This is a genomic window from Nonomuraea sp. NPDC047529 (genome assembly GCF_040642995.1).
Classification (GTDB): domain Bacteria; phylum Actinomycetota; class Actinomycetes; order Streptosporangiales; family Streptosporangiaceae; genus Nonomuraea.
The window spans coordinates 68,959-95,825 of record NZ_JBEYTJ010000012.1 but is presented as its reverse complement, the minus strand read 5'-3'; the positions used below and the strand labels follow the sequence as shown (position 1 = coordinate 95,825).

Annotated in this window: 20 protein-coding genes; 12 read left to right on the top strand and 8 right to left on the bottom strand. The window is 69.6% G+C overall.

What is annotated here, in order from left to right; genetic code table 11:
• Positions 1-10 precede the first annotated feature (10 nt).
• The 4 genes from ABZ815_RS21085 to ABZ815_RS21070 all read left to right on the top strand — a co-directional run bounded on the left by ABZ815_RS21085 (position 11) and on the right by ABZ815_RS21070 (position 3,441).
• Entirely contained in the window at positions 11-553 is a 543-nt protein-coding gene (locus ABZ815_RS21085) for a dihydrofolate reductase family protein (RefSeq protein WP_357700270.1), read from the top strand.
• Positions 554-643: 90 nt separating this feature from the next.
• Complete coding sequence (locus tag ABZ815_RS21080; RefSeq protein ID WP_357700268.1) at positions 644-781, top strand: hypothetical protein; 138 nt, start codon at positions 644-646, stop codon at positions 779-781.
• A gap of 267 nt (positions 782-1,048) precedes the next feature.
• Positions 1,049-2,452, top strand: coding sequence for an AMP-binding protein (locus tag ABZ815_RS21075; RefSeq protein ID WP_357700265.1), 1,404 nt, complete (start codon positions 1,049-1,051; stop codon positions 2,450-2,452).
• Positions 2,452-3,441 carry a hypothetical protein gene (locus ABZ815_RS21070; protein WP_357700263.1) on the top strand — a complete coding sequence of 330 codons (990 nt, stop codon included), beginning with the start codon at positions 2,452-2,454 and terminating at the stop codon, positions 3,439-3,441. Before ABZ815_RS21075 ends, ABZ815_RS21070 begins: the two co-directional genes overlap by 1 nt.
• Positions 3,442-3,447: 6 nt before the next feature.
• Here ABZ815_RS21070 and ABZ815_RS21065 read toward each other — a convergent pair whose 3' ends face one another.
• From ABZ815_RS21065 to ABZ815_RS21045, 5 genes are all read right to left on the bottom strand, one after another.
• Positions 3,448-6,657 carry a BTAD domain-containing putative transcriptional regulator gene (locus tag ABZ815_RS21065; protein ID WP_357700261.1) on the bottom strand — a complete coding sequence of 1,070 codons (3,210 nt, stop codon included), beginning with the start codon at positions 6,655-6,657 and terminating at the stop codon, positions 3,448-3,450.
• Positions 6,658-7,078: 421 nt separating this feature from the next.
• The gene (locus ABZ815_RS21060; protein ID WP_357700259.1) at positions 7,079-8,134 is read right to left on the bottom strand and encodes an FAD-dependent monooxygenase; all 1,056 of its coding nucleotides are present in this window, start codon (positions 8,132-8,134) and stop codon (positions 7,079-7,081) included.
• Between the two features lie 557 nt (positions 8,135-8,691).
• Positions 8,692-11,022: a tetratricopeptide repeat protein gene (locus tag ABZ815_RS21055; RefSeq protein ID WP_357700257.1), complete on the bottom strand. Its 2,331-nt coding sequence runs from the start codon at positions 11,020-11,022 to the stop codon at positions 8,692-8,694.
• Positions 11,019-11,483: a hypothetical protein gene (locus ABZ815_RS21050; protein WP_357700254.1), complete on the bottom strand. Its 465-nt coding sequence runs from the start codon at positions 11,481-11,483 to the stop codon at positions 11,019-11,021. The genes ABZ815_RS21055 and ABZ815_RS21050 overlap by 4 nt, the downstream gene beginning before the upstream one ends.
• Positions 11,484-11,735: 252 nt before the next feature.
• Positions 11,736-12,050, bottom strand: a complete 315-nt coding sequence (locus ABZ815_RS21045) for a DUF1330 domain-containing protein (protein WP_357700252.1) — start codon at positions 12,048-12,050, stop codon at positions 11,736-11,738.
• Positions 12,051-12,127: 77 nt separating this feature from the next.
• Here ABZ815_RS21045 and ABZ815_RS21040 point away from each other — a divergent pair, with 77 nt between their 5' ends.
• Entirely contained in the window at positions 12,128-12,850 is a 723-nt protein-coding gene (locus ABZ815_RS21040) for a TetR/AcrR family transcriptional regulator (protein ID WP_357700250.1), read from the top strand.
• Positions 12,851-12,945: 95 nt separating this feature from the next.
• Entirely contained in the window at positions 12,946-13,254 is a 309-nt protein-coding gene (locus ABZ815_RS21035) for a hypothetical protein (protein WP_357700248.1), read from the top strand.
• Between the two features lie 272 nt (positions 13,255-13,526).
• Here the strand turns inward: ABZ815_RS21035 and ABZ815_RS21030 are convergent, their stop codons facing one another.
• A complete protein-coding gene (locus ABZ815_RS21030; protein ID WP_357700245.1) occupies positions 13,527-14,999 on the bottom strand; it encodes an MFS transporter in 1,473 nt (490 codons plus the stop codon).
• A gap of 104 nt (positions 15,000-15,103) precedes the next feature.
• On the opposite strand from ABZ815_RS21030, the gene ABZ815_RS21025 reads away from it, so the two are divergent.
• Together ABZ815_RS21025 and ABZ815_RS21020 are read left to right on the top strand one after the other, a co-directional pair.
• The gene (locus tag ABZ815_RS21025) at positions 15,104-15,691 is read left to right on the top strand and encodes a helix-turn-helix domain-containing protein (RefSeq protein WP_357700242.1); all 588 of its coding nucleotides are present in this window, start codon (positions 15,104-15,106) and stop codon (positions 15,689-15,691) included.
• A gap of 66 nt (positions 15,692-15,757) precedes the next feature.
• A complete protein-coding gene (locus ABZ815_RS21020) occupies positions 15,758-16,261 on the top strand; it encodes a recombinase family protein (protein ID WP_357700240.1) in 504 nt (167 codons plus the stop codon).
• Between the two features lie 234 nt (positions 16,262-16,495).
• Here ABZ815_RS21020 and ABZ815_RS21015 read toward each other — a convergent pair whose 3' ends face one another.
• Positions 16,496-20,347, bottom strand: coding sequence for a hypothetical protein (locus tag ABZ815_RS21015; RefSeq protein WP_357700237.1), 3,852 nt, complete (start codon positions 20,345-20,347; stop codon positions 16,496-16,498).
• A 146-nt stretch (positions 20,348-20,493) separates the two neighbouring features.
• On the opposite strand from ABZ815_RS21015, the gene ABZ815_RS21010 reads away from it, so the two are divergent.
• The 4 genes from ABZ815_RS21010 to ABZ815_RS20995 all read left to right on the top strand — a co-directional run bounded on the left by ABZ815_RS21010 (position 20,494) and on the right by ABZ815_RS20995 (position 25,945).
• Positions 20,494-20,673: a hypothetical protein gene (locus ABZ815_RS21010; RefSeq protein ID WP_357700235.1), complete on the top strand. Its 180-nt coding sequence runs from the start codon at positions 20,494-20,496 to the stop codon at positions 20,671-20,673.
• Between the two features lie 1,427 nt (positions 20,674-22,100).
• Complete coding sequence (locus ABZ815_RS21005) at positions 22,101-22,880, top strand: alpha/beta hydrolase (protein ID WP_357700232.1); 780 nt, start codon at positions 22,101-22,103, stop codon at positions 22,878-22,880.
• Between the two features lie 725 nt (positions 22,881-23,605).
• Positions 23,606-24,937 carry a hypothetical protein gene (locus tag ABZ815_RS21000; protein ID WP_357700230.1) on the top strand — a complete coding sequence of 444 codons (1,332 nt, stop codon included), beginning with the start codon at positions 23,606-23,608 and terminating at the stop codon, positions 24,935-24,937.
• Between the two features lie 300 nt (positions 24,938-25,237).
• Positions 25,238-25,945: a hypothetical protein gene (locus ABZ815_RS20995; RefSeq protein WP_357700227.1), complete on the top strand. Its 708-nt coding sequence runs from the start codon at positions 25,238-25,240 to the stop codon at positions 25,943-25,945.
• A 291-nt stretch (positions 25,946-26,236) separates the two neighbouring features.
• On the opposite strand, the gene ABZ815_RS20990 is transcribed toward ABZ815_RS20995, so the two are convergent.
• Entirely contained in the window at positions 26,237-26,485 is a 249-nt protein-coding gene (locus tag ABZ815_RS20990) for a hypothetical protein (RefSeq protein WP_357700225.1), read from the bottom strand.
• Positions 26,486-26,867 lie beyond the last annotated feature (382 nt).

The following is a 26,867-nucleotide window of genomic DNA, read 5'->3' as shown; positions in this document are numbered from 1 at the left end:
GGAGCGACTTATGGCCACCGTGATCGTCCACGCGACCATCACTCTTGACGGGTTCATGGCAAGGGAGGACGGCGGGGTCGACTGGATGTTCGGCCGACCCTCCGCTCCCGAGGACGACGCCGTCGTCGGGGCAGTGATGAGCCGGATCGGCGCGGTGGTCGGCGGCGCGAACAAGACCCAGACCATCGAGGACGGCGAGATCCCGTACGGCGGCATGCTGAAGGTCCCGGTCTACCTGATGACCCACAGCGCCCATGAGCCGATCGAGCGCGACGGCATCACGTACAACTTCGTCGTCGACGACATCAACGAGGCCGTCAGACTGGCCACGCAAGCGGCCGGGGACGGCTGGGTCAGCCTGCTCGGAGGAACCATCTCACGACAGTGCCTGCGGCTCGGTCTCGTCGACGAGCTCCACCTGGACGTTGCGCCGGTCCTGCTCGGCGACGGCATCTCGCTGTTCGCCGGCCTTGGGCGGCACATCGAGCTTGAGCGCCTCGACACATCAGCCTTCGCGAGTGAGGCTCATCTTCGCTACCGAGTCCTCCGTTAGCCCGAGTTGCAGGTCCTCCGAGCCATCGGGTCCGCCACGAGCCCTCGCCACTTGTCCGAGCCCCGCCGCCCCGGAGCCCGTTCAAATCCCATGCGGGACCCCGACCTCACCAAGCTGCCGGGCGGCCCGACCGGCGGTTTGCGGCCCAAGCCGGACGGGCGCCTGGCCGTCGGGATCTGGGCCGCCGACGACTGCTGCGAGACCCGGCATCGGCTCACCGGCGGGTGACGGGGCCCGCCACCAGCTGTTTGTAATGACTTTGTAGCGACTGTGTAGGGGATCTCTGGCAGCGGCTCGCACTCTTGATCGCAGAGGGCGCGATCGGTGCGCCCCCTGAAGAACTGGGAGTTCGTCATGGTCAAGACCGCCCGTCGTTACGCGAAGTACGCCGTCAGCACCCTGTCCAGCGCCATCTTCGGGCTGCAGGTCTGACGAACAGCGAGTGATCCCCCGGGAGCCCTCTCCCGGGGGACACCACGACGGGAGGAAAGCGGCGTGTTCGGCACCGCGGTACGCCAGCTCGGCTACGCCTGGTCGATGATGTCGGGGCGCAGGTTCCGGCTGCGGGACGTCTACACGCTGGTCGACGACATGCGCGAGACGCTGGAGACGTTCGGCTCGCCCGGCGAGGGCGCCGACGACCTGATCGCGGGCAACGACCCCGAGCTCCAGGAGGACCTCACCCGGCGGCGGCTGCGGCGCACGGTGGCCCACGCGGCGGCGGAGAGCCCTTACTACCGGCGGTGGTTCGCGGAGCACGGCGTGGACCCGGCCTCCATCACCCCGCAAACCCTGTCCTCGATCGCCCCCACCTCCAAGGCCGACCTGCGCGGCAGGCCGGCGGCCTTCGTCTCCGACCTGGCCAGGCCATCCGTGCTCGCGCACACGACGGGCACGACGGGCACGACGGGCACGCCCACGCTCGTGTGGTTCTCCGCCTACGAGATCGAGCTGCTGTCGTGCCTGTCGGCGCTCTCGCTCATGATGTCCGGGAACGTGCGCACGGACGACGTGTGGGCCAACGCGAGCAGTTCGCGGTCCGTCGCGCAGATCCTCACCGAACGGGCCGTCACCCGTACCGGGGCCGTGTTCGCCCACCTGGGCACCATCGACCCGGCCGCCACGCTCGACCGGCTGGCCACTCCGCTGCACGTTCCGGGCAAGCGCGCGCAGATGTCTCACCTCAACGTGCCGGCCTCCCACCTCGCGGCGCTCGTGCAGGAGGCCGAGCGGGGCGGCTGGCGGGCCGCCGACTTCGCGCTGACCACCATCTGGTCCGGCGGCGAGGTCCTCACCGACGCGCTGCGCGAGCGGGCGGAGCACGCGTTCGGGGCCGAGGTCCGCGACGGGTACGGCATGACCGAGATCGCCCCGGTGTCCGGCCGCGTCTGCCCCGACGGTCATCTGCACCTGTCCGCCGACCAGGGCCTGGTCGAGATACTCGACCCCGAGACCCTGGCCCCCGCCGCTCCCGGCGAGGTCGGCACGATCGTCGTGACGCCGTACTCCACGTTCCGCGACACCACGCTTCTGCTCAGGTACGTCACCGGCGACCTCGTCCAGGTTCTGGCCGAGCCCCCGACGTGCGCCCTCGCCGCCCTGCCCGCCACCTCGCGGGTGCTCGGCCGCAGGTCGCCCGGCGGGCTGACCACGCGTGACGTGCTGGACCTGCTGCAGGCCGAGCACGCGCTGCCGCTGCCCACCCGGTACGCCCTGGAGGGCACCATCTTGTACGTCGTCGCGGGCAAGGCCGAGCAGGGCCTGCTCGGCCGCCTGGAGGAGCGCGCCCACGGGCTGCCTCTGACCGGCATCGTCCTGGTCGAGACCGCCGAGGACCTGCCCACGCCCTGCCGGCTGCGCACGGACCTGCTGGAGATCAGCTTCGAGCGAGGACTGTGATGACCCCGTACGTGCTCGCCCTGTACGCCCTGGTCGCTCTGGCCGTCGCGCTCACCGCCGCGTACCTGCGCCGTTACGTCATGCCCAGACCGCCGGTCGGCCGGATGGTGGGCGCGGACATCGCGGTCATGGTGGTGACGCTGGTCGTGATGCCGTTCGCGTACCTGCACCTGCCCACGGGCGTCGTCGTGTCGATCTTCGGGCTCGTGGTCCTGACGTTGACCCAGCTCACCCTCGCCCCCGTGCTGGGCGGCCGGTGGGGCATGATCGCCGCCCTGCTCCTGTGCGCCGCCGACGTCACCGGCTTCGCGCTGGGATGGCCGGCCGCGCTCCTTGTGATCAACGACGCCCTGCTGATCCTGCTCGTCGTCGGCGTGGTGAACATGTGGGTGCAGGCGGCGATCACGCCCGCGCAGGTGGCCGCCCTGGCCGCCGCCCTCACCCTGTACGACACGCTGGCCACCGGGCTGACGTCGCTCACCGCCGACTTCGTCCAGCGGATGCAGGGGCTGCCGTTCGCGCCGGTGCTGGCCTCCTCCTATGGCGACGATCCCGCCCTCATCGGGCTCGGCGACTGCCTGATGTTGTCGATCTGGCCGGTGGTGGCGCTACGGGCGTACGGGAAGGCGGCCGCTTGGTGTGCCGCCGGCCTGGAGGCCGTCCTGCTGGCTCTGTCCATCGCCTTCGTCCTGTCCCATGGCCGGCTGCTGCCGCTGCTGACCGTGCTCGGGCCGCTGATCGTCGTGCAGTGGCTGTACTGGCGGCGGTGGCAGGCCCGCCGGACGCCCGCCCCGGCCCGGCCGGAGGTGAACCGGGCGCTGGAGGTGAACCGGGCGCTGGAGGTGGCCGACGCGCCCGCCGGGATGTGGGCCGCCCTGTCGCCCGAGGGTGTGCTGGTCGCCGAGGGCGCCACGCCGGGGCTGGCGCGCAAGGAGGCCAGGCTGGCGGGAACGCAGGGCGTGCCGGTCGTGTGGCGGCTCGGCGAATAGCGTCGGTCAGGGCGCCAGGAACGCGGCCACCTCCCGTCCCTCCGCCGCGTCGCCGAACAGGGCGAGGGAGCCGCGCCACGCCGCCGCCGACTCCTCGTGCCGCCCCAGCAGGGCGTAGGCCCGGCCCAGCTCTCTGAGAGCGCGGGCCCGCCACACCGGAGGCCCGTCGCCGCCGAGCCGTTCCAGCGCGGCCCGCAGGTCCGCCACCGCCCGGCGGGGCTCGCCCTGGCGCAGGTGCACGACGCCGAGCGCGTGCCCGGCCAGCGCCTCGCCCAGGGTGTCGCCGCTTTCCACGAACAGCCGCAGGCTCGCCGCCAGTGTCTCGGCCGCCTCGTCGAAGCGGCCCAGCGCACCCAGCGCCTCCCCCAGCCGGCGCAGCGCCTTGCTCGTCTCGGCGCGATCGCCGAGCGCCTGCGCCGCCAGCAGGCCCTCCCGGTAGCGGACGACGGCCTCCGCCGTCTCGCCCCGCTGGTAGAGGGCGGTGCCGAGGCCGCGCAGCAGGTTGCCGCGGATGGCGTAGTCGTCCTTCTCGGTCACCTCCAGCCGCGCTCTGGCGATCTCCACGGCCCGCCCGTGCTCGCCGCGCTCGACGTGGATCCAGACAGGCCAGGTCCACGCGTACGCCAGCCCGGCGGCGTCGCCGTGAGCCGCCATCAGGTCGAGGCAGGCGTACGCGTCGGCCAGCGCCTCGTCCAGATGGCCCATGCCGTGCCGCGCGGCGGCCCTGACGATCAGCGCGTACGCCGCTCCATGCCTGTCGCCGGCGCGGCCGAACTCCGCCAGAAGCGCGCCGCACATGGTCTCGGCCGAAAGGAACCGACCCCATTCGATCTCCACCGTGGCCAGCAGCAGCCGGGCCCGCAGCGCGGCGCGCCCATCGCCCAGCCCGATCACGATCTGCTGGACCCGCTCGGCGTCGGCCAGGAACCGATCCATGATCAAATAGCTGGTGAGGTGGTGCCCCAGCTCGGCCGCCGCGTCGTTCAGGCCCAGCTCGGCGGCGGTGCTGAGGGCGAGCATCAGCGTACGCCGCTCGGCCGCCAGCCACATCTCGCTCACCCGCACGTCGGGCGCCGGTCCCTCCTCCGGCTCGCGCTCGTACGGCGGGGCCAGCAGGATCGGCAGGCGGCGCGTGGCGGCCCGGGTACGCCGCAGGCATTCCAGCACGTGCCAGGTGAGCACCGCACGCCGCCCCTCGGGGGTCTCCTCCGCCTGCGCCCGTTCCCGCGCGTACACCCGCAGCAGGTCGTGCAGCCGGTAGCGGGGCTGTCCGGCCCCGTCCACCTCGGTCGAGGTGAGCATGCCCCGCGCGACCAGCGTCTCCAGCGCCGCATCCGCCTCCAGCGCGGCCGCCCCCAGCTTGTCCGCATCCCCGTCTGAGCCAGGCGGTCTGGCGGGCGCCGCGTCCGTCTCCGGGGCGGGTCGTCTGAGGAGGGCCGCGACCGACCACTCCGCCACGCTGTCCAGCCCGGCCAGGCCCAGCAGCCGGAACGCGCGCCTGGCCGGGTCCGGCAGCGCCGCGTAGCTCGGCTCGAACGTCGCGCGCACGTCCAGCCCGCCGACGACCAGCTCGTCCAGGCCCCGTCCGGCCAGCCGGGTGGCGAACTCGCTGACCGGCCAGACCGGCCGGGTGGCCAGGCGGGCTCCCGCGACCCGGATGGCCAGCGGCAACCGGCCGCAGGAACGCAGGATCTGCTCGGCCGCGCCGGGCGCCGAACCGATGCGGTCCGGGCCCGCCACGCGTTCCAGCAGGAGCCTGGCGTCCTTCTCGTCAGGGACGTCGAGCGTGAGCCGCACGGCGCCTTCCAGGGCGGGCAGCGGAGAGCGGGAGGTCACCAGGACGGCGCCGCGTGCGGTGCCCGGCAGCAGGTGGCGGAGCTGCTCCTCCTCGACGGCGTCGTCCAGCACGAGGAGCACCGCCCGGTCGGCCAGCCGCTGACGCAGCAGTCCCGCGCGTTCCTCGACCGGGACGGGGATGAGCGCGCCGTCGAGGCCGAGCGAGCGCAGCAGCACGTCCAGCAGCTCGCCGGGCTCCCGGGGGCCGCGCGCGTCCCGTCCGAGCCGGACGAAGAGCTGCCCGTCGGGATAGTCGGCTCGCAACAGGTGCGCCAGTCGTACGGCGAGCGTGGTCTTGCCCACGCCGGGCAGACCGGACACGACCACGATGGGCGGACCGAGCCGATCCGCGCCCGCCCGCAGCAGCTCCAGCAGCTCGGCGATCTCTCCCGTACGCCCGACGAAGTCCGCGGTATCGCCGGGTAACTGGCACAGCCCCCGGAACGCCATCGGCCGCGCACCCGCTTCGACGTCCGCTTCGAGGTCCGCTTCGACGTCCGCGGCAGGCGGCATGCGGTGCCGGTCGGCGTCCGCGGCCGGCGGAGGCGAATGACGACCGCCCTCTCCTGCCGGTGGCGGCGAGTGGCGCCCGGCCTCTCCGGCCGGTGGCGAGTGGTGATCGGTCTCGCCGGGGAGCAGCGGCGAACGGCGGTCGGCGTCGCCGGAGAGCAGCGCGGCGTGCAGGCGGCGCAGCTCCGGGCCCGGCTCGATGCCCAGCTCGGCCACCAGCAGCTCACGCGCCTCGCGGAAGGCGTCGAGGGCCTCGTCCCGCCGCCCGCTGCGGTGCAGGGCGACCACGAGCTGCTCGCGCAACCGCTCACGCAGCGGGTGGGCGGCGACGAGGGTGCGCAGTTCGGCGGCGAGGCCGTCGTGGCCGAGCGCGAGCCGTACGTCGATCCACTCCGATCTGGCCACCGCCAGCTGCTCCTCCAGCTCGGTGATCCGCGGCGCCACGGCCCCGCTGAGCGGTACGTCCTCGGCCGGGGTTCCGCGCCACAACGCGACCGCGGCCGCGTACTCGCGCTCGGCCGCCACCAGGTCGCCGTTCGCCCGTTCCCTGCGCGCCCGGCGTACGCCCTCCTCGAACACCAGCAGGTCCAGACGCTCCGGCGGGACCTCGCAGGCGTACCCCGACCCCTCGGTCCCCAGCCACAGGCCGCTGCCCTCCAGGGAGCGGCGGAGCTGATGGACGTAGGTCTGGACGTTGGACAGCGCCGAGCGGGGCGGGTCGTCCCAGAGGGCGCCGATCAGGCGTTCGGTGGAAACGGTCGCGTTCGGGTGGAGCAGCAGGACCCCGATCACGGCCCGCTGCTTGCGGCTGAGACGGATCCGGCCGCCGGGACCATTGAGGCGAATGGTGCCGAGGATCGCGAAGTCCACCGGTCCTCCCTCGTGCGTGATCGGATGATCAGCTTTCCGGAAGGCAGTACACCTCTGGTGACGCCCATTTGACAAACGCGGCAAGCCGGACAGTCAGCGATGGCCGGTGTCGGGCGCCGACAGCCGTGATCGGCCCCGGGGAACGGGTTCTGGGGGGCCGGTGCCCGGTGCGGAGCCCGGGTCGCGCAGGCCGATCAGCGGTCTCCGCGCAGGGCGCCGGATTCGATCAGCCGGCGCATCGGCGTGCCATGAGCGACGAGAGAGCCGAACGCTGCGCATCGACACCGAGGGAGCCGCCGGCAGCACTCGTGGCCTTGCCACCGGTGATGGCTGTGACCCTGCTGATCGGCTCGGACTCGTTCGACGACGGCAGGGTCCACTCCGTCGTCGGCCGCCTCGTCCGCGACCTGCGCTGACCCCGTCAGCGCGACAACGACTGCAGTGACCCGGCGATCCGGTGCCCGGCCCAGCGCTTGAACTTGCGCGCCGCCTCCAGCCGGCTCACCGCCCGGTCGAGCCGGTAGTACAGCCGCGGCGGCATGTACGACAACAGCGGCGAGTGCCGCTGGCCGAGCAGCGCGAACATCTGCGCGGGCTCCAGGCGCAGGTAGCGCGGCAGGTCCTCGTAGAACCGCGCGCTGTAGCGGGCGGCGCTCTGGACCGGCAACAACGCGGCCTTGCGCTCCCGCGCGTAGGCCGCGAGCGCGGGCGCCAGGGCGGGGTGACGCTCGATCGCGCCGGCCAGCGCGATGGCGTCCTCGATCGCGAGCGTGGTCCCGGCGCCGATCGAGTAGTGCGTGGTGTGCGCGGCGTCGCCGAGCAGGACGAGGTTGCCGCAGTGCCAGGAGCGGTTCGTCACGGTCTGGAAGCGCAGCCACTGCGCGACGCCCTGCCCGCGCCCGACGAGCCGATGCCCGTCGAGCACGTCGACGAACAGCTTTTCCAGCAGCTCCAGGTTGCCCGCCTCGTCGGCGCGGTCGAGCCCGAGCCCGCGCCACGTGGCGGGCGCGCACTCGATCACACAGGTGCTGCGCTCGTCGTCGAAGCGGTAGCCGTAGCACCAGATCCAGCCGTGCTCGGTCTCCACGAAGGCGAAGGTGAAGGCGTCGAAGACCTTGGTGGTCCCGAGCCAGATGTAGGTGTTGCCCCCCGTGGCGACCTCGGTGCCGAAGTCGTGGCGGCCGCGCAGCGGGCTGTTCACCCCGTCGGCGGCCACCACCAGGTCGGCTTCCGGGACCTCGCCGAGGATCTCGCGCTCGAACTCCACCCGCACGCCGAGTGCGATCGCCCGGTCGGCCAGGATGCCGAGCAGCCGGTGGCGGCCGATGCCGAAGCCCTCGTCGCCGCGGTGCGTGGTGGTGCGGCCGCCGACGAGGGCGATCCCGTCCTGCCACCGTACGGACGCCTCGCCGATGGCGCGGGCCGACTCGGGATCGCTCTCGTGAAGCCGGTCGAGCAGGCTTCCCCAGTACGTCACGCCCCAGCCGTACGTCGAACCCGCCGGATCGCGCTCGAAAACGGATATGTCACACGAAGGATCGCGCAGCTTCATCTGGATCGCGAAATACAGGCCGGCGGGTCCGCCACCGACACAAATCACCTTCTGCACTTCGTTCGGCACAGAGTAGTTATACGCACACAGTGCGCCACCGCACGCGCTACGCCACGCCGAATCCGAGCCGGCGGGCTGCCGGACACGCTTCCTGATCCGAGCGATGGGTGCAGCACTGCCGCCCTGAACTCCTCGACCGCTACTGCTCTGGAACGACCGCCAACCTCGACGTACGCCGAAGAGACCGGCTCGGCGGCCTCCTCCACACATACTCACATGCCGCTTGACCAGCGTGGATGAGATTATCGGCAGGCGCAGAGCTGCAGGGCGTCGTCGCGCCGGCAATTCTGTCAACAAACAGTGTTCAAGAGTTGTTGAACCGCCGGAGTTGTTGAACGAGTTGTTGAAGACTCCCCGTGCCTTCTGATGGCCAGCATGGCCGGTCTGCAAAAAACGATCGTCATCTGAAGGATCCAGCTCCCTCAAGATTCGCCAGTGGCGCGGCCCCGCCTCCGGAACAGCCGCCTCCATCCGCGGGCACCGTGGCGCATGTTGTCGGCGTTCACCGTCTCAATGTTCTCTCGGACAATGCGAGTCGTAGGGTGGTCGGCGCCCAGCACCCGCTCGCAGTCGGCGAAGGCGGCCTCCAGCAGGGGGATGGCCCGGCCCAAGTCCCCCGCGGTTCGGTAGGCGGCGGCGAGGTTGTTGCGGGACGCCAGCGTGTCGGGGTGGTCGCCGCCCAGCACCCGCTCACGCTCGGCCAGCGTCTGCTTGTACAACGGGAGGGCCCGCTCCAGGTCCCCCGCCGCCTGGTAGGCGGCGGCGAGGTTGTTGCGGGAGGTCAGGGTTGAAGGGTGGTCAGTGCCCAGTACCCGTTCCCGGTCGGCGAGTGTGGCCTCGTACAAGCGGATGGCCTGGCCCAGGTCGCCCGCCGCTCGGTAGGCGTGGGCGAGGTTGTTGCGGGAGCCCAGCGTGTCGGGATGGTCGGTACCCAGTACCCGTTCCCGGTCGGCGAGTGTGGCCTCGTACAAGGAGATGGCCTGGCCCAGGTCGCCCGCCGTTCGATAGGCGTGGGCGAGGTTGTTGCGGGAGGTCAGGGTTGAAGGGTGGTCGGCGCCCAGCACCCCTTCCCGGTCGGCGAGTGTGGCCTCGTGCAAGCGGATGGCCTGGCGCAGGTCGCCCGCTGCCTGGTAGGCCTGGGCGAGGTTGTTGCGGGAGGTCAGGGTTGAGGGGTGGTCGGCGCCCAGCACCCGTTCCCGGTCGGCGAGCGTGGCCTCGTACAAGGGGATGGCCTGGCCCAGGTTCCCCGCCGTTCGGTAGGCGTGGGCGAGGTTGTTGCGGGAGGTCAGGGTTGAAGGGTGGTCGGCGCCCAGCACCCGCTCGTGATCGGCAACCGTCACCTCCCGCAGGGCGACCGCACGAGTGAGGTCGGCCAGTGCGTACAGGTAGTGGCCACACCAACTAAAAAGCTCCAAAAGGTCGCTAGAAGGACCCTCCCTGAGGTGGGCATGCCGATAGAGAGCATCGGTCTGTTCGATGAATACTTCGACGGCGCCGCGTGCAGCCCAGGTGTGGACGCCGTCGGGCAGGGTGGTTTTGAAGGCGTGCAGCAGGTCGGTGGCCCGACTCAGGATGGCGTCGAAGTCACCGTGGTGGGCGGCGCGGTCGCGTAGGACGCGCTGGACCAGGCGGTGCATCAAGATGGCGGAATGGTCCTCGCTGAAGGCGATCAGCGAGGTATCGGCCAGGTCGGCCAGCAGGGTTCGTAGCTGTAGCGGCTCGCCGTCGGGGGTGCTCCAGGCTTGCAGGACCTCCAGGGGGACGCCGGCCGGGGACAGCACCGAGAGCATCTCCAGCAGGTCGTGGGCCTGGGGTAGTGCGGTCTCGGCCTGGGTGACCGACAGCAGGATCGCCTCGGCGGTGCCGGCCGGGTAGGCGTCGCCGTGCTGGGCGGGCAGGTACTCGGTGACTGGGAAGCCACGCAATAGGTTCAGGTAGTCGCTGTAGCTGAGGCCCAGCCGGGTGATCACGGAGGCGGCCTGGGCCAGCGCCAGCGGCAGGCATCCCAGCTCGTCGGCCAGTTGGGCGACATCGTCGGCGTCCTCGAGGCCGGTGCGCCGGCGCAGAAAGGCGTGGGCTTGGGCGGTGGTGAAGACTTCGACCTCAACGGGTTGGAACAGGCGCAGGAAGGCGCGGTTGCGGGTGGTGATGAGCACGCGGGTGGCGCCGGTGGCCGGGCACCAGCGGCGCACCGCCGCGGCGTCGGTGGCGTTGTCGAACACCAGCAGTGCCGGCCGGGTGGTGGCGGCCAGCCAATTCTTGGCTCGTTCGGCGGCGGCCGTGGCGTCGTCGTCGGCCTTGCGTTCGCCGAGCCGTTCGGCCAGGGCGGCCAGGCCGGTCAGGAGCTGGTCGGTGGTCTCGGCGGCGATCCAGGCGATGACTGGCCAGCGCGCGGCCTGGCAGGCCCAGGCGTAGGAGGCGGCCAGCATCGTCTTGCCCACCCCGGGGGTTCCGGCCATCGCGCAGATCACCGCTGCCCCGCCGGCCACCTGACCGCTCTGGCCGGGCGCGGGATCGCCGAACAGGCCGGCCACGCGCTGCAGCAGTTGCTCGCGTGGCTGGAAGCCGGGCGGACATTGCGGGATGTCGCCCTCGACGATCTGGCCCGGCTCCGGCGCAGGTGGATAGTGGTGGTGCTCGCTGTGGTTGATGATCTGGTTGTGAGCTGCTTGGTACACCCGGCCGTGCTCACGAGCGGTGCCGTCCATCTGGATGCCCAGCAGCTCTTGGGGATCATCTGGTGGGGTGGTCATCGTTCGTTGATGGTCTGGTCGCCACCTGCCTGGTACACGCGGCCCTGCCCGGAGGCCTCGGCCCGCATCTGCACGTTCCGGGCGCCGTCACCGGTGGAGATGATGCCGGAGTTGTCGCCGTCAAGGGCGACCACCCGCTCGCCCGAGGCCGACACTGTGGGCGGGCTGGTCTGCTGCTCGGCCTGTGCCGGGGCGTGCTCGGCGCGCAATTGCGCCCGCAACGCCACCACGGCGACCCCCAGGGCGGCCGCCCCCAGCGCCATGCCGGTGAACATGCCGACCACGCCGGCCCGCTGATCCAGTACCTGCAGCACCTGGTCGGGTAAGTGCAGCGGATCGGCGAAGAACCACAACACCCCGGCCGCCAGGCAGACTGCCAGCACCACGACTGCGGCGATCGCCACGACCCGCCATAACCGCGAACCCGGCGCATGTCCCGCCTCGGGCGACGTCTTCGTCATGTTTCCAGGGTGCACCGAACTGGCGGTAGTGGACCAGAAGTGGCGAACGCGTTACCGGCCCTCCCCGGCTTCTGCGAATCGGTCTTCTGCGAGCACACAGTCACCGCCATCGCGGACAGCTACTTTGCGGCTCGCCGGATGTTCCCGACCCCAGGGCCCGCTCGGCGGGTCGGCAGAACGCGCTCGGCATCGTCGACCAGTCCACCAACGGCCTTTGACAAGCGCACGGGGGTCACCTCCATCGGAGAGTTCCTAGGAGGGAAGGGTGAAGCCTTCGGGTGGGGAGCCTTCGACGAAGAGCAGCCCGACGCGGGCCTTGCCGTCTCGGATTTGCCTGGCCCGCCGGTACTCAGGGGAGTCGTACCACTGCCGGGCACGGTCCATGTCGGGGAACTCGATGATCAGGAGCCGGGAGGAGGCCCAAGTACCCTCGGCGGGTTCGGGCACGGGGCCCGCGACCAGGTAGCGGCCGCCGTGGTCGAGGATCGACCGCTGGGCAACGGGGGCGTAGGCCCAGCCGGCCTCCTCATCGAGCACATCGACGTTGGCGATGACGTAAGCAGACATGGAAACTCCGTTTCATTCGGACACGGCGTGTACTTTTGACCCGCCGAAGGCTAACGCATCCCTGTAACCTGTTCAAGGTGGGCATCGAACAGGGCGAACGCGCCGGGGGCATGATGAGCCGCCGGGAGCGGCTGCGGGTGGAGACGAGCCGGGAGATCAAGACCATCGCGCTGCGGCAGATGGCCGAAGGCGGCCCGGGAGCGATCTCGCTGCGGGGCATCGCCCGCGAGATGGGGATGACCGCGCGCGCGATCTACAGCTACTTCCCCACCCGGGACGACCTGATCACGGCACTGATCAGCGAGATCGCCGCCTCGCTCGCGGATGCGCTGGAGTCCGCCAGCAACGCGGTGCCCAACACCGACCCCGGTGGCAGGCTGATGGCCTGGGGCCGGGCACTTAGAGAGTGGGCACTGGCCCATCCGGAGAGCTTCCGGCTCTTCTACGGACACCCCGTCCCGGGCTACCAGCCGCCCGAGGACGGGCCGGTCGACCAGACGGCCCGCCGTGTGTGCCGCGAGCTCACCCGCCTGGTGGCGGCCTCGTGGCCGCATGCCCGGCGCCACCAGCCCGAAGACACCTCCTGGTCCGACCTCCATCCGGACTACGCCGCAAAGATCCAGGAGGATCTCCCCGACGTGCCGCCCGCGGCGGCGGCCCTCGCGCTGCGCGTCTGGGGCCGGATGCACGGCCTGGTCGCCCTGGAGATCGACGGCCACATTCACCCCGTAGCAGGCAACCCGGCCGCCCTGCACCGCGCCGAAATGCTCGACCTGGTCAGGTCGCTGGGCCTGAGCTGAGCCACGTCCGATCACGCCATAAGAGTGACGGCTCGCTACGCACAGCTACTTGGGCCCTGGGGGCACGTTCGGGAGAACACCGCCGGTACGGGCTCATGCCCGATTCCTCGGCGACCCACGCCACCGAACCCGCCTGGGACGGACGGCGGATGGTGGTCGCCTGCTCCGCCGATCACATGAGGCAGCTCCACGCCCAAGCGGCCGCCCGGCACTGCATCGACGCCGAACCAGGGGCCGGGAAACTCTTTCGCGCGCTTGAAATCGCCAGGCGGGACAACCGGACCGAGATCTCGACCGGAGACCTACAGAACGCGACCGGGCTCACCCAGGAACAATTCCTCGCCGCGGTGCAGTGGCTGGAGCGCGACGACCCGTCACCCCGGCGGCCCGCTGATCAGCCATAACCCGACGATGTCCAGTCGTCAGAGTCACCACACGGCTGAGTCGCTACTGGCCGTTCCGATCCTCTTCGCGGGCCAATTGGCAAATCGGCACTTCCGATCTGGTGGGTGGCGTCGCGCGCCAGTCCGCCTCGCCGAAGAGCGGGCGCACCCCTCGGATTCAGGCGGAGCCGCTGCTGCCTGGAGTCGGGGGGCAGAGTGTGGCGGAACGGAGAACGTGCACTGGGTCCCGTTCCCGCATCTCATCGCCGGCGCAGATGAGGCTGCTTCCTACGTCATCGGGTGAGCTCCTCCGCGGCTGCGGATTCGGCTGTGGGAGCCGGCCGGTTCTTCATGGTCAGGGCCAGGAGGATTGCGCCGGCGGTGAATGCGGCTGCGACGGTAAATGCCTCGGTGACTCCCTCAGTGAGGACCTGGTGGGCCGGTCCGCGCGAAGCGCGCGTGGCCGCGCCGAACACCGTGACGAGGATGGCCAGCCCCAGCGCGCCGCCGATCTGCTGCATGACATTGAGCAGGCCGGAGGCGGCGCCGGCATCCTCGGCTCGGATCCCGGAGGACAACACGGTGGTTGCTCCCACCAGCAAGATGCCCATGCCAAGACCGGCGATCATCATGGGGCCGAGCAGCGCCGTGGCGTAGTCGGCCTGGGGCGTCAGCCGCGTCATCCACAGCAGAGCCAGGCTGATCAGCCCAGCTCCGACGCCGATCAGCGTCTTGGCACCCAGGCGCGGCAGCAGCCGGGCCGCCACACCGGAGGACGCAAGGATCACCAGGGCCAGCGGCACGAAGGCGAACCCCGCCTGCAGTGGGCTGTACCCGCGGGCCTGCTGCAGGAACTGGGTGAGAAAGAAGAACATGCCGTTGCCCGCGGCCAGGACAAACAGCAGCACGACGTAGCCGCCGGCACGGTTGCGGTCAGCGAACAGCCGCAGCGGGACGATCGGCTGCCGGGCACGGGACTCGACGGCCACGAACAGGACCAGCAGGATGGCGGCCACGCCGAGCGCGCCGAGCGTGACCACGTCACCGAAGCCCTGCTCGGCGGCGCGGATGAAGCCGTAGACGAGCGCGGTCATGCCAAGCGTCGAGGTCAGCGAACCCGCCACGTCGAAGCGGCCCGGGTGGCGATCGGTCTCGGTGATGAACAGCGGGGCCAGGATCAGCAGGACGATGCCGATCGGCACGTTGATGAACAGCACCCACCGCCAGGAGATCCAGTCGGTGAGCATGCCACCGGCGATGAGCCCGATCGCGGCGCCGGAACCGGAGACTGCCGCATAAGCCCCCAGTGCCCGCGCCCTGCGTGCAGGGTCCGGAAAGCCTACGGTGATGAGGGCGAGCACGGTCGGTGCGGCAATGGCGGCGCCGATCCCCTGACCGGCACGGGCCGCCAGCAGCATCCCAGCCGATGTGGCCAGCCCTCCGGCCAGTGAGGCGGCGGTGAAGACGACCACCCCGCCGATGAGAGCCCGCCGTTGGCCGGCGATGTCGCCCATGCGACCGCCGAGCAGCAGCAGACCGCCGAAGGCCAGCATGTAGGCATTGAGCACCCAGGACAGGCCGGCCGCCGAGAAGCCGAGGTCGTGCTGGATGTCGGGGAGGGCGATGTTCACCACGTTGGTGTCCAGGATGAACATCGTCTGACAGATCAGCACGATGGCGAGCACCAGACCGGGGTGGCGCTGCTGTCGGGCGGCACCGGCGGGCCCGGATCCCGCTCTTGCCACGTGCGTGCTCTGCTCGGTCATGGCACTCCTCAGAATGGAACCCAAAGAAACGAGGAAGTTCCTCGCTTGTGGTGAGCTAAGATATGAGGAGGTTCCTCGTTTTGGCAAATATGTGGAGGGTTCCCGTGGCGGACCGATCAACGCAGGCCCGGCCCGTAGGGCGCAAAGATGCGCGACGCAATTACGAGCGGCTCCTGACGACCGCCCGGACGGCTTTCGCCGAGCACGGCGTCGGCGCCTCCTTGAACGACATCGCGCGCACCGCCGGCGTCGGCAACGTGACCCTCTACCGGCACTTCCCGACCCGCCAGGCACTACTGGAGGCGTTGCTGGGCGAAAGCCTGCGCGGCCTGAAAGCCCGCTCAGATGAGCTGCTCGCCTCCCCATCCCCGCACCAAGCTTTGGCCACCTGGCTGACGGCCGCGGTCGAGCACGCCATGGCCTATCGCGGCCTGGTCGACGCTCTCGTCGACAGCCTCGCCGACCCCGCATCCGAACTCCACGCCACCTGCCAAGCCGTCAAGGCCGCTGGGGCGCAACTACTGGACAGAGCCCAGCACACGGGGACGATCCGACCCGATATTGACGCTTCTACCCTTTTCTCCCTGATCGCTTCAGTCGCCTGGGCGGCGGAGCGGACCCCCGCACATCGTGATCGACTTCTGGCCGTCATGTTCGACGGGCTCCACTGCCGAGTGGATGAGACGACCTAAGTGCCTGTTTCCGACTGAGCCGCGGCGACCTACGAGAGCCTGCTGCGCCAGACCCACCGGATCCACATGAGCTGGTCGCGCTGGACACCTCCGGTGCTCGAGGAGAAGATCAGCGGCAAGCTCGCCACCGACGACCGGCCCGTCCTGCTGGACGCGCTGTCCTACATCCGCCGTGGGGACATGCTGACCGTCCAGGAGGTCGACCGGCTCGGCCGCAACCTCCTGGAAGGGCTCATCGTCCTCAACGACCTGTTCCAGCGCGGTATCGCGGTCAAGGTGCTGGAGGGCATCGCGGCCGGCGAGCACACCGAGCGCTCCCTGATCCTCGACCTGGCCCTGGCCCTGTCTGAGGACCGGCGCCGCGACATCGTCCGCAAGACCAAGAACGGCCTGGAGGCGGCCCGCCGCCGCGGCCGGGTCGGCGGCCGCCCCCCGGTGGTCGACGACGACAAACGCGCAGCGATTCTCGCCCGTCGCCAGCGCGGGGAATCCATCCGCACCATCGCCGCCGGCGTGAAGGTCTCCGTCGGCGTCGTCCACAAGACCCTCGCAGACGCCAAGGATGCGTAGGTCGTCGTTCCAGAGCCTGACGAGGGGCAGGTGTCGCAGAAATGCCAGGTTTTCGCGGGGAAAGCGGCGAGACGGTCCCGCGCCCGCGGCTGCCGTGGAGGCAGTGGCCGACGCACCGGCCCGCCGGAGGCGGGCCTTCACAGGTCGCGGGTAGGCCAAGAGCTGCCGTGCCGGGTGGTGTCGAGCGTGCGTCCACCACGATGATGGATCGTTCGGGCTCACCTGGCATGACGATCAGCAAGTCCGGCGGTAGGGGATTTCGGGTATGAAGATCTTCCAGTCCGCTTCGGACAGGGGCCCGGACTGGGCGCACAACGCGGCTTTGATCTTGTCGGGCGCGATGAGGTGGGTGCGGAGACGGGCGCGGTCGATGGTGAGCACGGCCGACCCATCCGGGGCGAAGGCCAGCGAGTTGAGTGAGCTGTTCCCGAGGGGATCTTCCGGGTGGAAGAAGCCGCTGAGCGGGAGCCCGAGGGGCAGGCCGGCGGTGACATCCCACAGCTGGATTTGGTCGGTTGCGTCTGCCACGGCCAACAGACGGCCGTCGGGTGAGAAGGCCGCAGGGGAGCCGCCGACGCTCGGCGTGCCCACTTGTTGGAGCGATCTGCTGTCCCAGAGCGTGAGCTTGCCGTTGTAGTGGTTGTCCGCGAGGAGTCCGTTCGCGCTCAGCGCCATGGGGACACTCACGCCGGAGTTGGGTGGGACCAGCCGCTTGCCGGTGGAGGTTTCGACGACGCCCTGGTCCGGGGCGGAGATGACCATCCGACCGTCGCGGCTGAACAGGATCGGATAGACCATCTGAATGCTGAAGGGCCCATAGGTCCCGGCGGGGAACTGTCCGATAACTGCAGCGCGCCGTGTTCCCGAGACGATGTCCCACAGTTCCAGCAGAGATGCATCCCTGCTGGCTTTGGTGAGCACGGCCAAGGTCTTACCGTCGGGTGAGAACGCGAAGCGGGACTCGCCCAGAGGGGGCAGGCCCGTCAGGGTGGTCTTCTTGGTCGCCGAAGCCACGTCCCAAATCTGTATCTCCCTGTTTCCGTTGCTGACCGCCAGGAGTCGGCCGTCTTCAGACAGTTGGTAGTCGGTACCGCTGACGTGCAGCGTGTTGCGGCGCACCACCTTGATGGGATCCCAGATCTCCACCTGCTCTCCAGCGTCGTTGACAAGAGCCAAAGTTGAGCCGTCGTCACTTAACACCAGGTTGTCACCCAACATCAGCATGTCACTTACCGCCAGGCCGGAGGGATCGGGGTGGAAGGTGACCGGGTCCAGGATCGCGGCGAGAGAGACGACAGTGGTGGTACCGCCTCCGGAGTCCTCGAGGCAGCGCAGGGTGCGGTCACCGGGCCCGAACGCGTAGTGGAAGCAGTTGGTGTCGGCGTACATGTAGATGGGTTGGTCGTCGTTGCTTCCCCACGTGAAGAGGTCCCTGGTGTCCCAGATGACGCCGTTGAAGGAGACGTATCTGCTGTCGGAGCTGAAGATGATCCCCTCGTTGGTGCCGCCGGTTTTGCGGATCGTCCGCCACTTCACCTGGGAGGGGCCGAGCTGGGTGAAGGGGACGACCCCCAGCCGGTTGCCCTGGGTCAGGGCGAGGAGCTTGCCGTCGGGGCTGAGCGTGATCTTTGAGATGCGTTCCTTGCCGGTGACGAGCCGCAAGGTGCGTGCCTTGCGGCCGGTGCGCAGGTCCCAGAAGTCCAGCGACGTTTCGTGCGGGGTGACCAGATGCCTCCCATCTGGGGTGACATCGGCCGACCCGAGAAGGTAGGGGATCTTCACCAGGCGTTCGCCGGAGGAGGTGTCCCACAGGCCGCTGGCGTCGCTCTCCGAGAGAAGCAGGTGTTCGCCTGTGGTGTCCAGGCCGAAGAACACCGTGGGGGCGCGGAAGGTCACCGGCCGCGGCCGTCCGGTCGCGGTGTCGAAAAGGGCGATGGTGCGGTCCTGCCGGAGCAGAGCCAGCACTTTGCCGTCGCCGCTGAGCCCGGGCCCGGCGAAGAGCCGGGTGTCCAAGGGCCTGCCGGGGAAGGTGAACGACCGGATCACCCTCCGCGCGTCGACGTCGGCGACCTTCACCTCGTTGCCCCGGGCGTAGACCCGCAGACGGCCGGTGTCATCGCCATCGGTGCGCCAGCTCCCGTCAACCCCTGGGGGGCGATAGGTGTACAGCTCGGCCTGGTTGAACAGCGTCAGCAGTGTGCTCCTGGTCTCGAACGCCTTAGGGGCCAGGGTCGCGGCCGCCACCCCGAGCTGCTTGGCGATTATCGGGTCGGTAGGCGCCATCGCCGCGGCGACGTTGGCGGCCCGCGCTCCGACTGCCTCGTCACGCTGTTCGGAGACGGTCCGGCTCTGAACGATCACAGTCCCGGCTGCTCCGATCGCGATCATGAGCAGGACGGCCAGTACTGCGCTCAGCATCGTGCGGTTGCGGGCGCGCCGGCGGACTGAGTCCCGCTCGGCCTGGTCCTGCCGGGTGCCGGCGTCGAGGAAGTCCCGGGCGTCGTTCCCGAGCCTGTCACCGTCGTCTTTGCTGGCCTCTTGTGCACTGGCCAGCCGCAGGCCCCGGTACAGATACGCCGCGTCGCGGCCCTTGCCGGCCCACGTGCGGGCGTCCCGGTCGAGCTGCTCGCGTACCAGGAGCGAGTCCCGGTGTTCCTCGATCCAGTCGCGCAGCTGCTTCCAGGCCCGGATCAGCGCTTCGTGGGTGAACTCGGCCGTGCTGTCCGCTCGGTCGCTGTCCACGGTCCAGTTCACCGTCACCAACCGGTGCTCGACGAACCGGTCGAGGACCTGACGGGCCGCCTCATATCCCGCACTGTCCTCGGGCCCGAGCAACTCGGTCAGCGCCACTTTGCGGCGCGAGGGCTCGCTCCCCTCTCCGAGGTGGACCAGCCGCGTCAGCATGCTCCGGGCGCGGTCGCGATGGGCCAGCCCCACGTTGTCCAGCGCGGTGTCGGCGGTGCGGGCCAGCGACTTGCTGACCCCGCCGGTCGCCTGATAGCCGGCCAGGGTGAGCCTGCGTCCCTCGCGGTGCCCCCATGTGGCGCGAAGGGTGTGTGACAGCAGTGGCAGGACGCCACCGGGGTCGCTGGAGATCGCGGGGAGAACCGTGTCGTCGGTGGAGGCGGCTCCCAGGTCTTCCAGGATCCGCTCCGCCAGCCCTGTCTCAAGGGTGAGTTCTGCGCGTTCGGCGGGCTTCTCGATGGCCTCGCGCAGTTGCGTCGTGGTCATCGGCCCGACCACGAGCGGACGGGCGAGGGCCGGCGCCAGTTCGGGATGGGCGGCGCAGTGGCCGAAGAAATCGGCGCGCATCCCGATCACCACCACCGCCGCAGGCGCCCCGTGCGCGGGGCTGCAGGCCGCGTGCAGCGCCTGGACGAAAATCCGGCGGTCATCCGCGTTGGCGCAGGTGGTGAAGAGCTCCTCGAACTGGTCGACGATCAGGAGCCTGCACCGGGCCCGCGTCAGCAGATCGTGCAGCAGGGCAGGTTTGCCGGCCAGGCGATCTCGTACGTCGTCCGGATCGTCCTGGCCGCAGAACTTGTCGGCGAGAACCCGGACGGGGTCGTCGGCCTGGGCGTGGACGGAGGTGCCGCCCGGCGTGAGGATCACGTGACCCTCTGGCCATTCCTTGCCAGCGGAGGGGATGAGACCCGCCCGCAACAGCGACGACTTGCCCGCTCCCGAGGGCCCGGTCACCAGCAGCGACCCGTCTCGCCCGATTTGCGCCGATACCCGATCCCACAGCAATCGGGTCAGATCCCGGCGCCCGCAGAAGTACTTCACATGCTCAGGCTCGAAGACTTCCAGACCTCGGTACGGGCACCCGTCGTCGGCGCGTTCGGCGCGAGCGTGGGCCTGCTTCCAGGCCCCCAGGTCGGCTACGGCGATCCCGACGGCCCCCAGGACCTTACGCAGGTTCGCCCACCGCGGGAAGCTCTTGCCACGCACCATGTCGTGCACCGTCGCCACGCCGATAGCCGCCGCAGTGGCCACATGCAGGTAGCTGCCCTCGAACTCCTCGAACAGCTGGCGCAGCGCCGCGTGCAGGTCCGCACGACTGTTGATCCTGGCCGGGTCGGCCATCGACTCTCCCGCTGGAGGCGTCTTTCCGGTTCGGCTATTCGGTTCCGTTCGGATCGTAGAGCTGCCCATGCTCTCCTATCTGCCGTTTCCTGCGAATGTGCGATACCGGATGCGCCCGAACACCGCCGGACCCGACCGTGAACGTCATGACCACCACGATCCTCACCACGATCGGCACAGCCGTCCTGCTCCTGCAGACCGCCACCCGCATCCCGCCCGCCCTCACCGACCTCCTCCGCGCCCTCATCCCCGTACGTGAGGCGCTACGCGAACTCCTGCACCGGCAGGACTCATCCCAGCAGCCCCCACCTCAATCAGAGCGCTAGCGGCCGGCTCCCCCCGACGGCGGCACCCAAGGCCACGCCCTGAACACCGCCGGCCGACGCCGAGCGCATCACAGGCGCCCACCTCGACAGTGAGATCGAGGCGGAGCGGGCCCCCGAGGTGACGGCGTGGTGCCTCCGGGCTGTCGCCGAGTACCTTGCACCCGCCTTTGCCCCGGTCGCAGCCGACGTCGATGGGTTCCAGCAGCGCACCTGACCGCCCTGCCGCATCCTCAGATTCATACCTACCGAACATGGGGTGCCACCGGAATACGGCAGAAACGGGCCGCAGTCAGTCGGATCCGCAGGTCGGACAGCGAGGCCGAGGGCTGGGTTTCGGCCGTGGATGACCTTGCCCAGCCTGGGGCCAGAGTGCGATCGGCACGGCTACCGACGCGCCGGCCTGCGGAGATGTCGTTCGATTGACCCTCACAGAGCTCCAATTATGTGCCCTACCTTCCCTCCGCTTGTTTGGTCCAGTAGGCGAGTTCGTGCCGGGCGGTCAGGGTGCCGGGGTGCTCGGCACCGAGGTGTGCGGTGCGGTGCTCGCACAGCTGCGGAGCCAGAGCGAGGGCGGAGCGATGGTCACCGGCGGCGCCGAGATACCGGCAGATTTCGAGCAGGCTGTCGGAGCCGGGCGGCAGGACAGTGAGGACGTGCGGCAGCAGCCGCCGATAGTCAGGCCAAGCTCCAGGGGCCCATAGCTCGTCGGGACCTCCAGCGAAGGCTCACCCGGACTGCCGCACCTCGAGGCGAGGCTGGCTGCGGAGGAAGTGGCTACGCGTCCTTGCCGGGCCGGGCGCGAGTGGCGCGCTGTACAGGGGGTTGATCGCCCTTGTATTCACCGCTACCGAGCAGGTCGGCTTCGTTGACGTGACGGGCCACTCCCCAGATGAGCGGCCGGCCTCCACCAGCCCGCTCCGCGTGCTCTTCCCATGGCCTCACACCCCCGCGCCTTGCCGGACGCCCGCTCCGCAGCCCCCAGATCAGGGCGAATCCAATTCGGAAACTCCTGAAACATCAGCACGCTGGGCATCGGCTCCCCGTACGGATCCGGCGTCGCCGGTAGTTCTACGGAAGGCGCCGGTCACCAGGGACGGCACGCCGGGAGACATGCAAAACGTGAACATTTGGAGTGAAGAGTTCGGTGCCGAGACCGACGCGCCGATCCTGTTGATCACGGGTTCGATGTCGCAGGGCATCCTGTGGCCGGACGAGTTCGTCGGCCGACTGACCGCCGGGGGGCCGCAGGGTGATCCGCTACGACCACCGCGACACCGGCATGTCCGGCACCGTCGACTTCGCGGCCGAGCCGTACACCTGGGACGACATCAAGAACGACGTCTACCGCGTGCTGGACGCCCACGGCTCGGACCGCGCGCACCTGGTGGGCCACTCGGCCGGGCGGGCTGCTCGGCCAGCTCATCGCCGTGGAGGCGCCGGACCGGGTGCGCTCGCTGACCGTCCTCGCCTCCTCGCCACTCGGCGGCGGAGAGGGCCAGGTGCTCATGCGGGCCCTGACGGGGCAGCCGCAGCCCGAGGGCAGCCTGCCGGAGCCGGCGCCGGAGTTCGTGGAATTCTTCCGCGTGCTGATGGCCGCCCCGCCCGCCCCGGGCCGCCGCGCGCTGATCGACGGCATGATCGCCGAGCAGTGCGTGCTGCACGGCACCGGGCTGCCGTTCGACGAGGACGCGGCGCGCCGGCTGCAGGAACGCATCTACGACCGGGCCCGCGACCTGTCGGCGGTGGCCAACCACCGGCTGGCCGCAGCGGCCGGCCCCGACTTCGAGCCGGTGGGCGTGCTCCACCGGGTGAAGGCGCCCACGCTGGTCATCGAGGGCAGCCACGAGCCGGTCAAACCGGGCCACGGCGCCATCATCGCCGAGCAGATCCCGGGGGCGCGGCTGACGATCGTGGCAGGCATGGGGCACACGCTGCCGGCTGGAGACCCACCAGGAGCTGGCCGACGCGATCCTCACGCACACGGCCGAGTGAGGAAGCTCCTCTGTCCAGCTCAACCGCTCCACCTATGCCAACGACAATCCTTTGCCCCTCACCGACCCCGACGGCCACAAGACGACCAAGCCGAAGAAGACTCAGTACGACAAATGCAGGAAGAACCTCAACAAGAAGGGCTTCGAGAAGTGTGTGTTCGGGACGAAGAAAACGACACAGCAGTGCGAGAAGGATGCCGTCCACAGGGTGTGTGAGGAGTATCGGCACAACGGCAACAGATGCGATGGCGCCGACCCGGTTCACGAGAAGTCGGGCCGGCGGGACATGACGCTCCGCCTGCATCGAAGAAAATGTCGTGTACGTGACATGCCGCAACCTGTACACCAAGGGCGAGGTCGGCTCGAACGAAACGGCTGGGCGCCGTCGGGGCGGACTGGCTACAAGCAGTCGGCCCCGTCCGGCCAACTGCCATGTCCGAGGAGGCGATCCGAAGACCTGCTTCGGAGGAGGGCTCATTCACCTCGAATGCATCGTGGAAACCGGAAAGCGGGCTGGATATGACGACAGGCCGATCGAGAACTGCCTCAAGAACCCCAAGCACAAGTACGAGGAGCACTGCTACCAGAGCTACTCCCCCACGCAGGTATGGATAAGAAGAAGGTACTGCGGGACAAGCAGCCGGGCTCGGTCAACGGTGTCTGTGGGACCATTGACGTGGTCAGTGGATTCCCGTGGGTCGATAAGATTCCTGTGGTCGGACAGTACAAGGGCGTGGGTCGGCGACATCTGCAAGGGGTTGTCCGCCATAGAAAAACATCCTGCTCGACCATGGCGTCAGCTGGGAGAACAAGAAGTGGAACCAGCTGCGCAAGAGCAACCCGGGCGAGTAAGTCCCCCTCACGTTCGACGTGACCAACTTCCCGATCCTGCGGTCGATGGCCCCGGGCCCCGCCCCGACTACTTACAGATGGCGCGAGGAATGACGAATCAACGTGCTGCACGAGGTGGGCCGTGGTCGGGTCTTGGCCTGATCCTGCTGACAGGCGTACTGCTGGTAGCGCTGGCCTGGGTGGTGGCCGACGGGCGTGAGAGCGCCAGGATCGCCACCGCCAGGGACCTGGCCCTGCAAGGGGTGAGGCTGCGTGATGTCGATGACCTGGCCGCGCGGCTCGTGGGCGCGGCCGCGGTCGAGCTGCACGCCGATGCCGGTACGCGGGCCGCGCTGACCGGCACGTTGCTCGCCGGGCGTCAGGGCAATCTGCCGGGCGCGAGCGACGTGCGGGACCTCGCGCTGTCGGCCGACGGGCGGATCGCGCTGTCGGCGGACGCGCACGAGCGCGTCGTCCGGTGGGAGCTGGCGCCTCAGGGTCTTCCCGGGCGCGGCCTGCTGGTGACCGCGTCGAGCACGTTGCAGGATCGCCTGGACGCCTCCGCGGTGGCGCTCACCGCTGATGGCCGCACCGGCCTGATCGGTGGTCGCGACGGTTCGGTGCGCGTGTGGGAGATGGGCGGTCATTCCCGCTCGCGCACGGTCGTGGCGGGTGATGGCGTGCGGCCGGTGAGCGCGGTGGCGCTGTCGCGGGACGGCGGGAGGGCCGTGGCGGGCTTCGACGGCGGCGGGGTCGTCTTCTGGGACGCGGCCGGCGGGCAGCTCCGGCGGCCGTCGGAGGTGCACGCGTCGGCGGTGTTGTCGGCGGGGTTGAGCGCCGATGGGCGCAGGGCGTTGACGGTCAGCGAGGACAAGGCGGTGGTGTGGGACCTGGCCGATCCGGCGCGTCCGGTTCAGGCGGGAGTGCTGACCCGGCCGGGTGTGCCGTGGGGTGCGGGTGCGCTGAGCGCCGATGGGCGTACGGCGGTGACGGGGAATCAGGTGTGGGACGTGGGCGATCCGGCCAGGCTGCGGCGGCTGGCGACGTTGCCGGGGGTGCGGAGCCTGATGATCGGCGTGGCGTTCACGTCCGACGGGAGTGGCGCCGTGACGGGCGAGGACGGCGGCAGGGTCGTTTGGTGGGGGTTGCGTGACCGGCTGCGTCCGGTGCTGCTGGCCGAGTTGCCCGGGTCGCCGGGCCCGGTGGGCGCGGTGGCGTTGAGCGCCGACGGCGGGGTGGCCATGAGCGCGGCGGCCGGGTGGGGGGTGATGTCGTGGCAGGTCGGCGGGATCAGCGATGATCCTCTGCGTGACGTCTGCGCCGACTCGGCCTTGCGTGCTCTCCGGGTGACTCCGGAGACGTGGGCGAAGATCGCCGGTGGCGTGGGCTGGCCGGATGGACTTGGCGATCCTGGCCCCCACAACCCATGTCCTGCGCTCTGATCATGAGGAAACACCGAGAGTGCGAGTAGTCAGGGCGTGCTGGACCGTTGACGGCCAGGCTGGAGCGGGCGGAGGGCGAGTCGTGCCTGCTCGCGCGGCGGCAGTGCGTCTGCTGAAAATTGCGTCCGCCCAGGTCATGACCATGTGAGACCTTCGCGTGGCGGCGCGAACTCAGGGCCACCCGGGGGACAGAAACGCGTGCGACAGGATGATCAGTCGTGCTCCTTCGCCTGGCCTACCTCACCGTCACGAACACGGTCGCCGCGCTGCGGTTGCTGCCCTAACGATCGGGACAAGGACGTGGGGATACTCGCCCTGTGCCACCAGATCACCGTCCTCCAACGCCAACTCGGCGCGGATGGCTGCGTCTTCACCGTCGAGCTGGAGCTGGGGCCGGACGAGAAGGCGGTCCAGGGCGACGAAACGCGCCTGAACCTGAAGACCTGCCAGATGGAACTGGCCATCCGGCGCGACCAGCTTCTCAAGACGGACGACCCCACCACCGGGCTCACGAAGGAGACCGGCAAGCCGACGAGTCCCACCAAGGTCGAGGAGGCGCCGAGCGGCCGTTCTCGCCTGTCCACGTCGGCCAGTGCGGCCTGGACGAGGTCCGAAGGGTACTTCGAGACCTGGTGGGTGGACCCCATCAATCTAACGGTCAACGATGTGACGAATTTCGTCGGCTGGGACTGGAACGGCGTCAACTGTATTCAGCCCGGCTGGGGGAACGCCAACTATTCCTGGCTGACCACAACCGGCTGGTTCAAAGTCGCGGACAATTTCCAGAATCTCTACGGCTGCACCGACCACAGGTCGGAGTCGTATGCGCACTACGCGAACGGCTCGTTCTGCGGCGTTGCCGTCCCCGCGGCCCACGCATATTATCCGAGGAATGTCGTGCAGGGCTGGTGGGACGGGAACCTGACCGGCCTCACCGATTCATATGCGGACTCCGGATGCAGTTTCCTGCTGTCTCACCATTACAGGGTCATACGCACCTATAATTAGTGTCAGCCTGCGGAGTCGCCGAAGACTCCGCGAGAGACGGGTGATGGGGATGATGAGCCGATGAGTCCCGAAAGACGCTGGGTCGTCGCCGGGGTGGCCCTCGCTCTCGCCGGGGCCTTGTTCACGCTCATCATCCCGATCTACAGAATCAATAATCCCACAGGAACTCATGCGTCCGACATCGACTGGACGAACGGCCTCCCGCTCTTCATTCCCGTCGCCATCTCAGCAGTCCCTCTCGTCGTTACGGGCAGGTACATGAGGTGGGCCACAACCTTGACTGCAATCTGTCTAGGCATCTGGTGCGTCCTCGGCCTCGCATCGGTCGGCATCTTCTACGCCCCCGCGTTTGTTTGCACGGTCGTCGCTGCCGCCCTTGCCAATCGAGGCCGACATGCGTGACTCCGTGCGGGCCGCAGAGGTGATGGTCTTGAGCTCTCCGGCGAGCGCGCCGAGCACGAGGCTGTCCGGCCGCGGGACGTCGCCGCGGCCGACGTCGAGCAGGAGCAGGAAGCGGACGGGGGCGGTGGGCAGTTCCATCGGGCCCCGTCGGGGTGGGCGCGGCTCCTCGTCGTGCCGTCCCCCAGAGTTGCCGTAGGACGCCGCCGTCGATCGCCCATTCGGCGCCGGCTCGATGCCCCGCAAGCATCCTCCAGGCTGTGGATCAGCAGGGCCGGGCAGCTGGAGCCGAGCCAGTCGGGCCACCAGTCGCCGATCGGGGCCTCCCATGAGGCCATCATGTCGTCGTGGTCGAACAGCAGCCCCACCCCTCGAGGTGTTCGACGGCGCTCTCCAGGAAGTAGCTCGCGTCCGGGATTGCGGCTGCCGACAATCACATCTGCCCAGGTCATGGCCATCTGGAAGCTTCGCGGCGCGGCGCGAGCTCCAACCACCGGGAGAGGGCGAACGCATACGGCATGGT

Bases quoted from the DNA above. Each gene is read 5' to 3' on its own strand.
- ABZ815_RS21020 (WP_357700240.1), top strand. From the start codon at position 15,758: ATGAGCTGGTCGCGCTGGACACCTCCGGTGCTCGAGGAGAAGATCAGC.
- ABZ815_RS21030 (WP_357700245.1), bottom strand. From the start codon at position 14,999: ATGACCGAGCAGAGCACGCACGTGGCAAGAGCGGGATCCGGGCCCGCC.
- ABZ815_RS21045 (WP_357700252.1), bottom strand. From the start codon at position 12,050: ATGTCTGCTTACGTCATCGCCAACGTCGATGTGCTCGATGAGGAGGCC.
- ABZ815_RS21015 (WP_357700237.1), bottom strand. From the start codon at position 20,347: ATGGCCGACCCGGCCAGGATCAACAGTCGTGCGGACCTGCACGCGGCG.
- ABZ815_RS21070 (WP_357700263.1), top strand. From the start codon at position 2,452: ATGACCCCGTACGTGCTCGCCCTGTACGCCCTGGTCGCTCTGGCCGTC.
- ABZ815_RS21050 (WP_357700254.1), bottom strand. From the start codon at position 11,483: ATGACGAAGACGTCGCCCGAGGCGGGACATGCGCCGGGTTCGCGGTTA.
- ABZ815_RS20990 (WP_357700225.1), bottom strand. From the start codon at position 26,485: ATGGAACTGCCCACCGCCCCCGTCCGCTTCCTGCTCCTGCTCGACGTC.
- ABZ815_RS21055 (WP_357700257.1), bottom strand. From the start codon at position 11,022: ATGACCACCCCACCAGATGATCCCCAAGAGCTGCTGGGCATCCAGATG.
- ABZ815_RS21010 (WP_357700235.1), top strand. From the start codon at position 20,494: ATGACCACCACGATCCTCACCACGATCGGCACAGCCGTCCTGCTCCTG.
- ABZ815_RS21000 (WP_357700230.1), top strand. From the start codon at position 23,606: ATGACGAATCAACGTGCTGCACGAGGTGGGCCGTGGTCGGGTCTTGGC.
- ABZ815_RS21035 (WP_357700248.1), top strand. From the start codon at position 12,946: ATGCCCGATTCCTCGGCGACCCACGCCACCGAACCCGCCTGGGACGGA.
- ABZ815_RS21080 (WP_357700268.1), top strand. From the start codon at position 644: ATGCGGGACCCCGACCTCACCAAGCTGCCGGGCGGCCCGACCGGCGGT.
- ABZ815_RS21085 (WP_357700270.1), top strand. From the start codon at position 11: ATGGCCACCGTGATCGTCCACGCGACCATCACTCTTGACGGGTTCATG.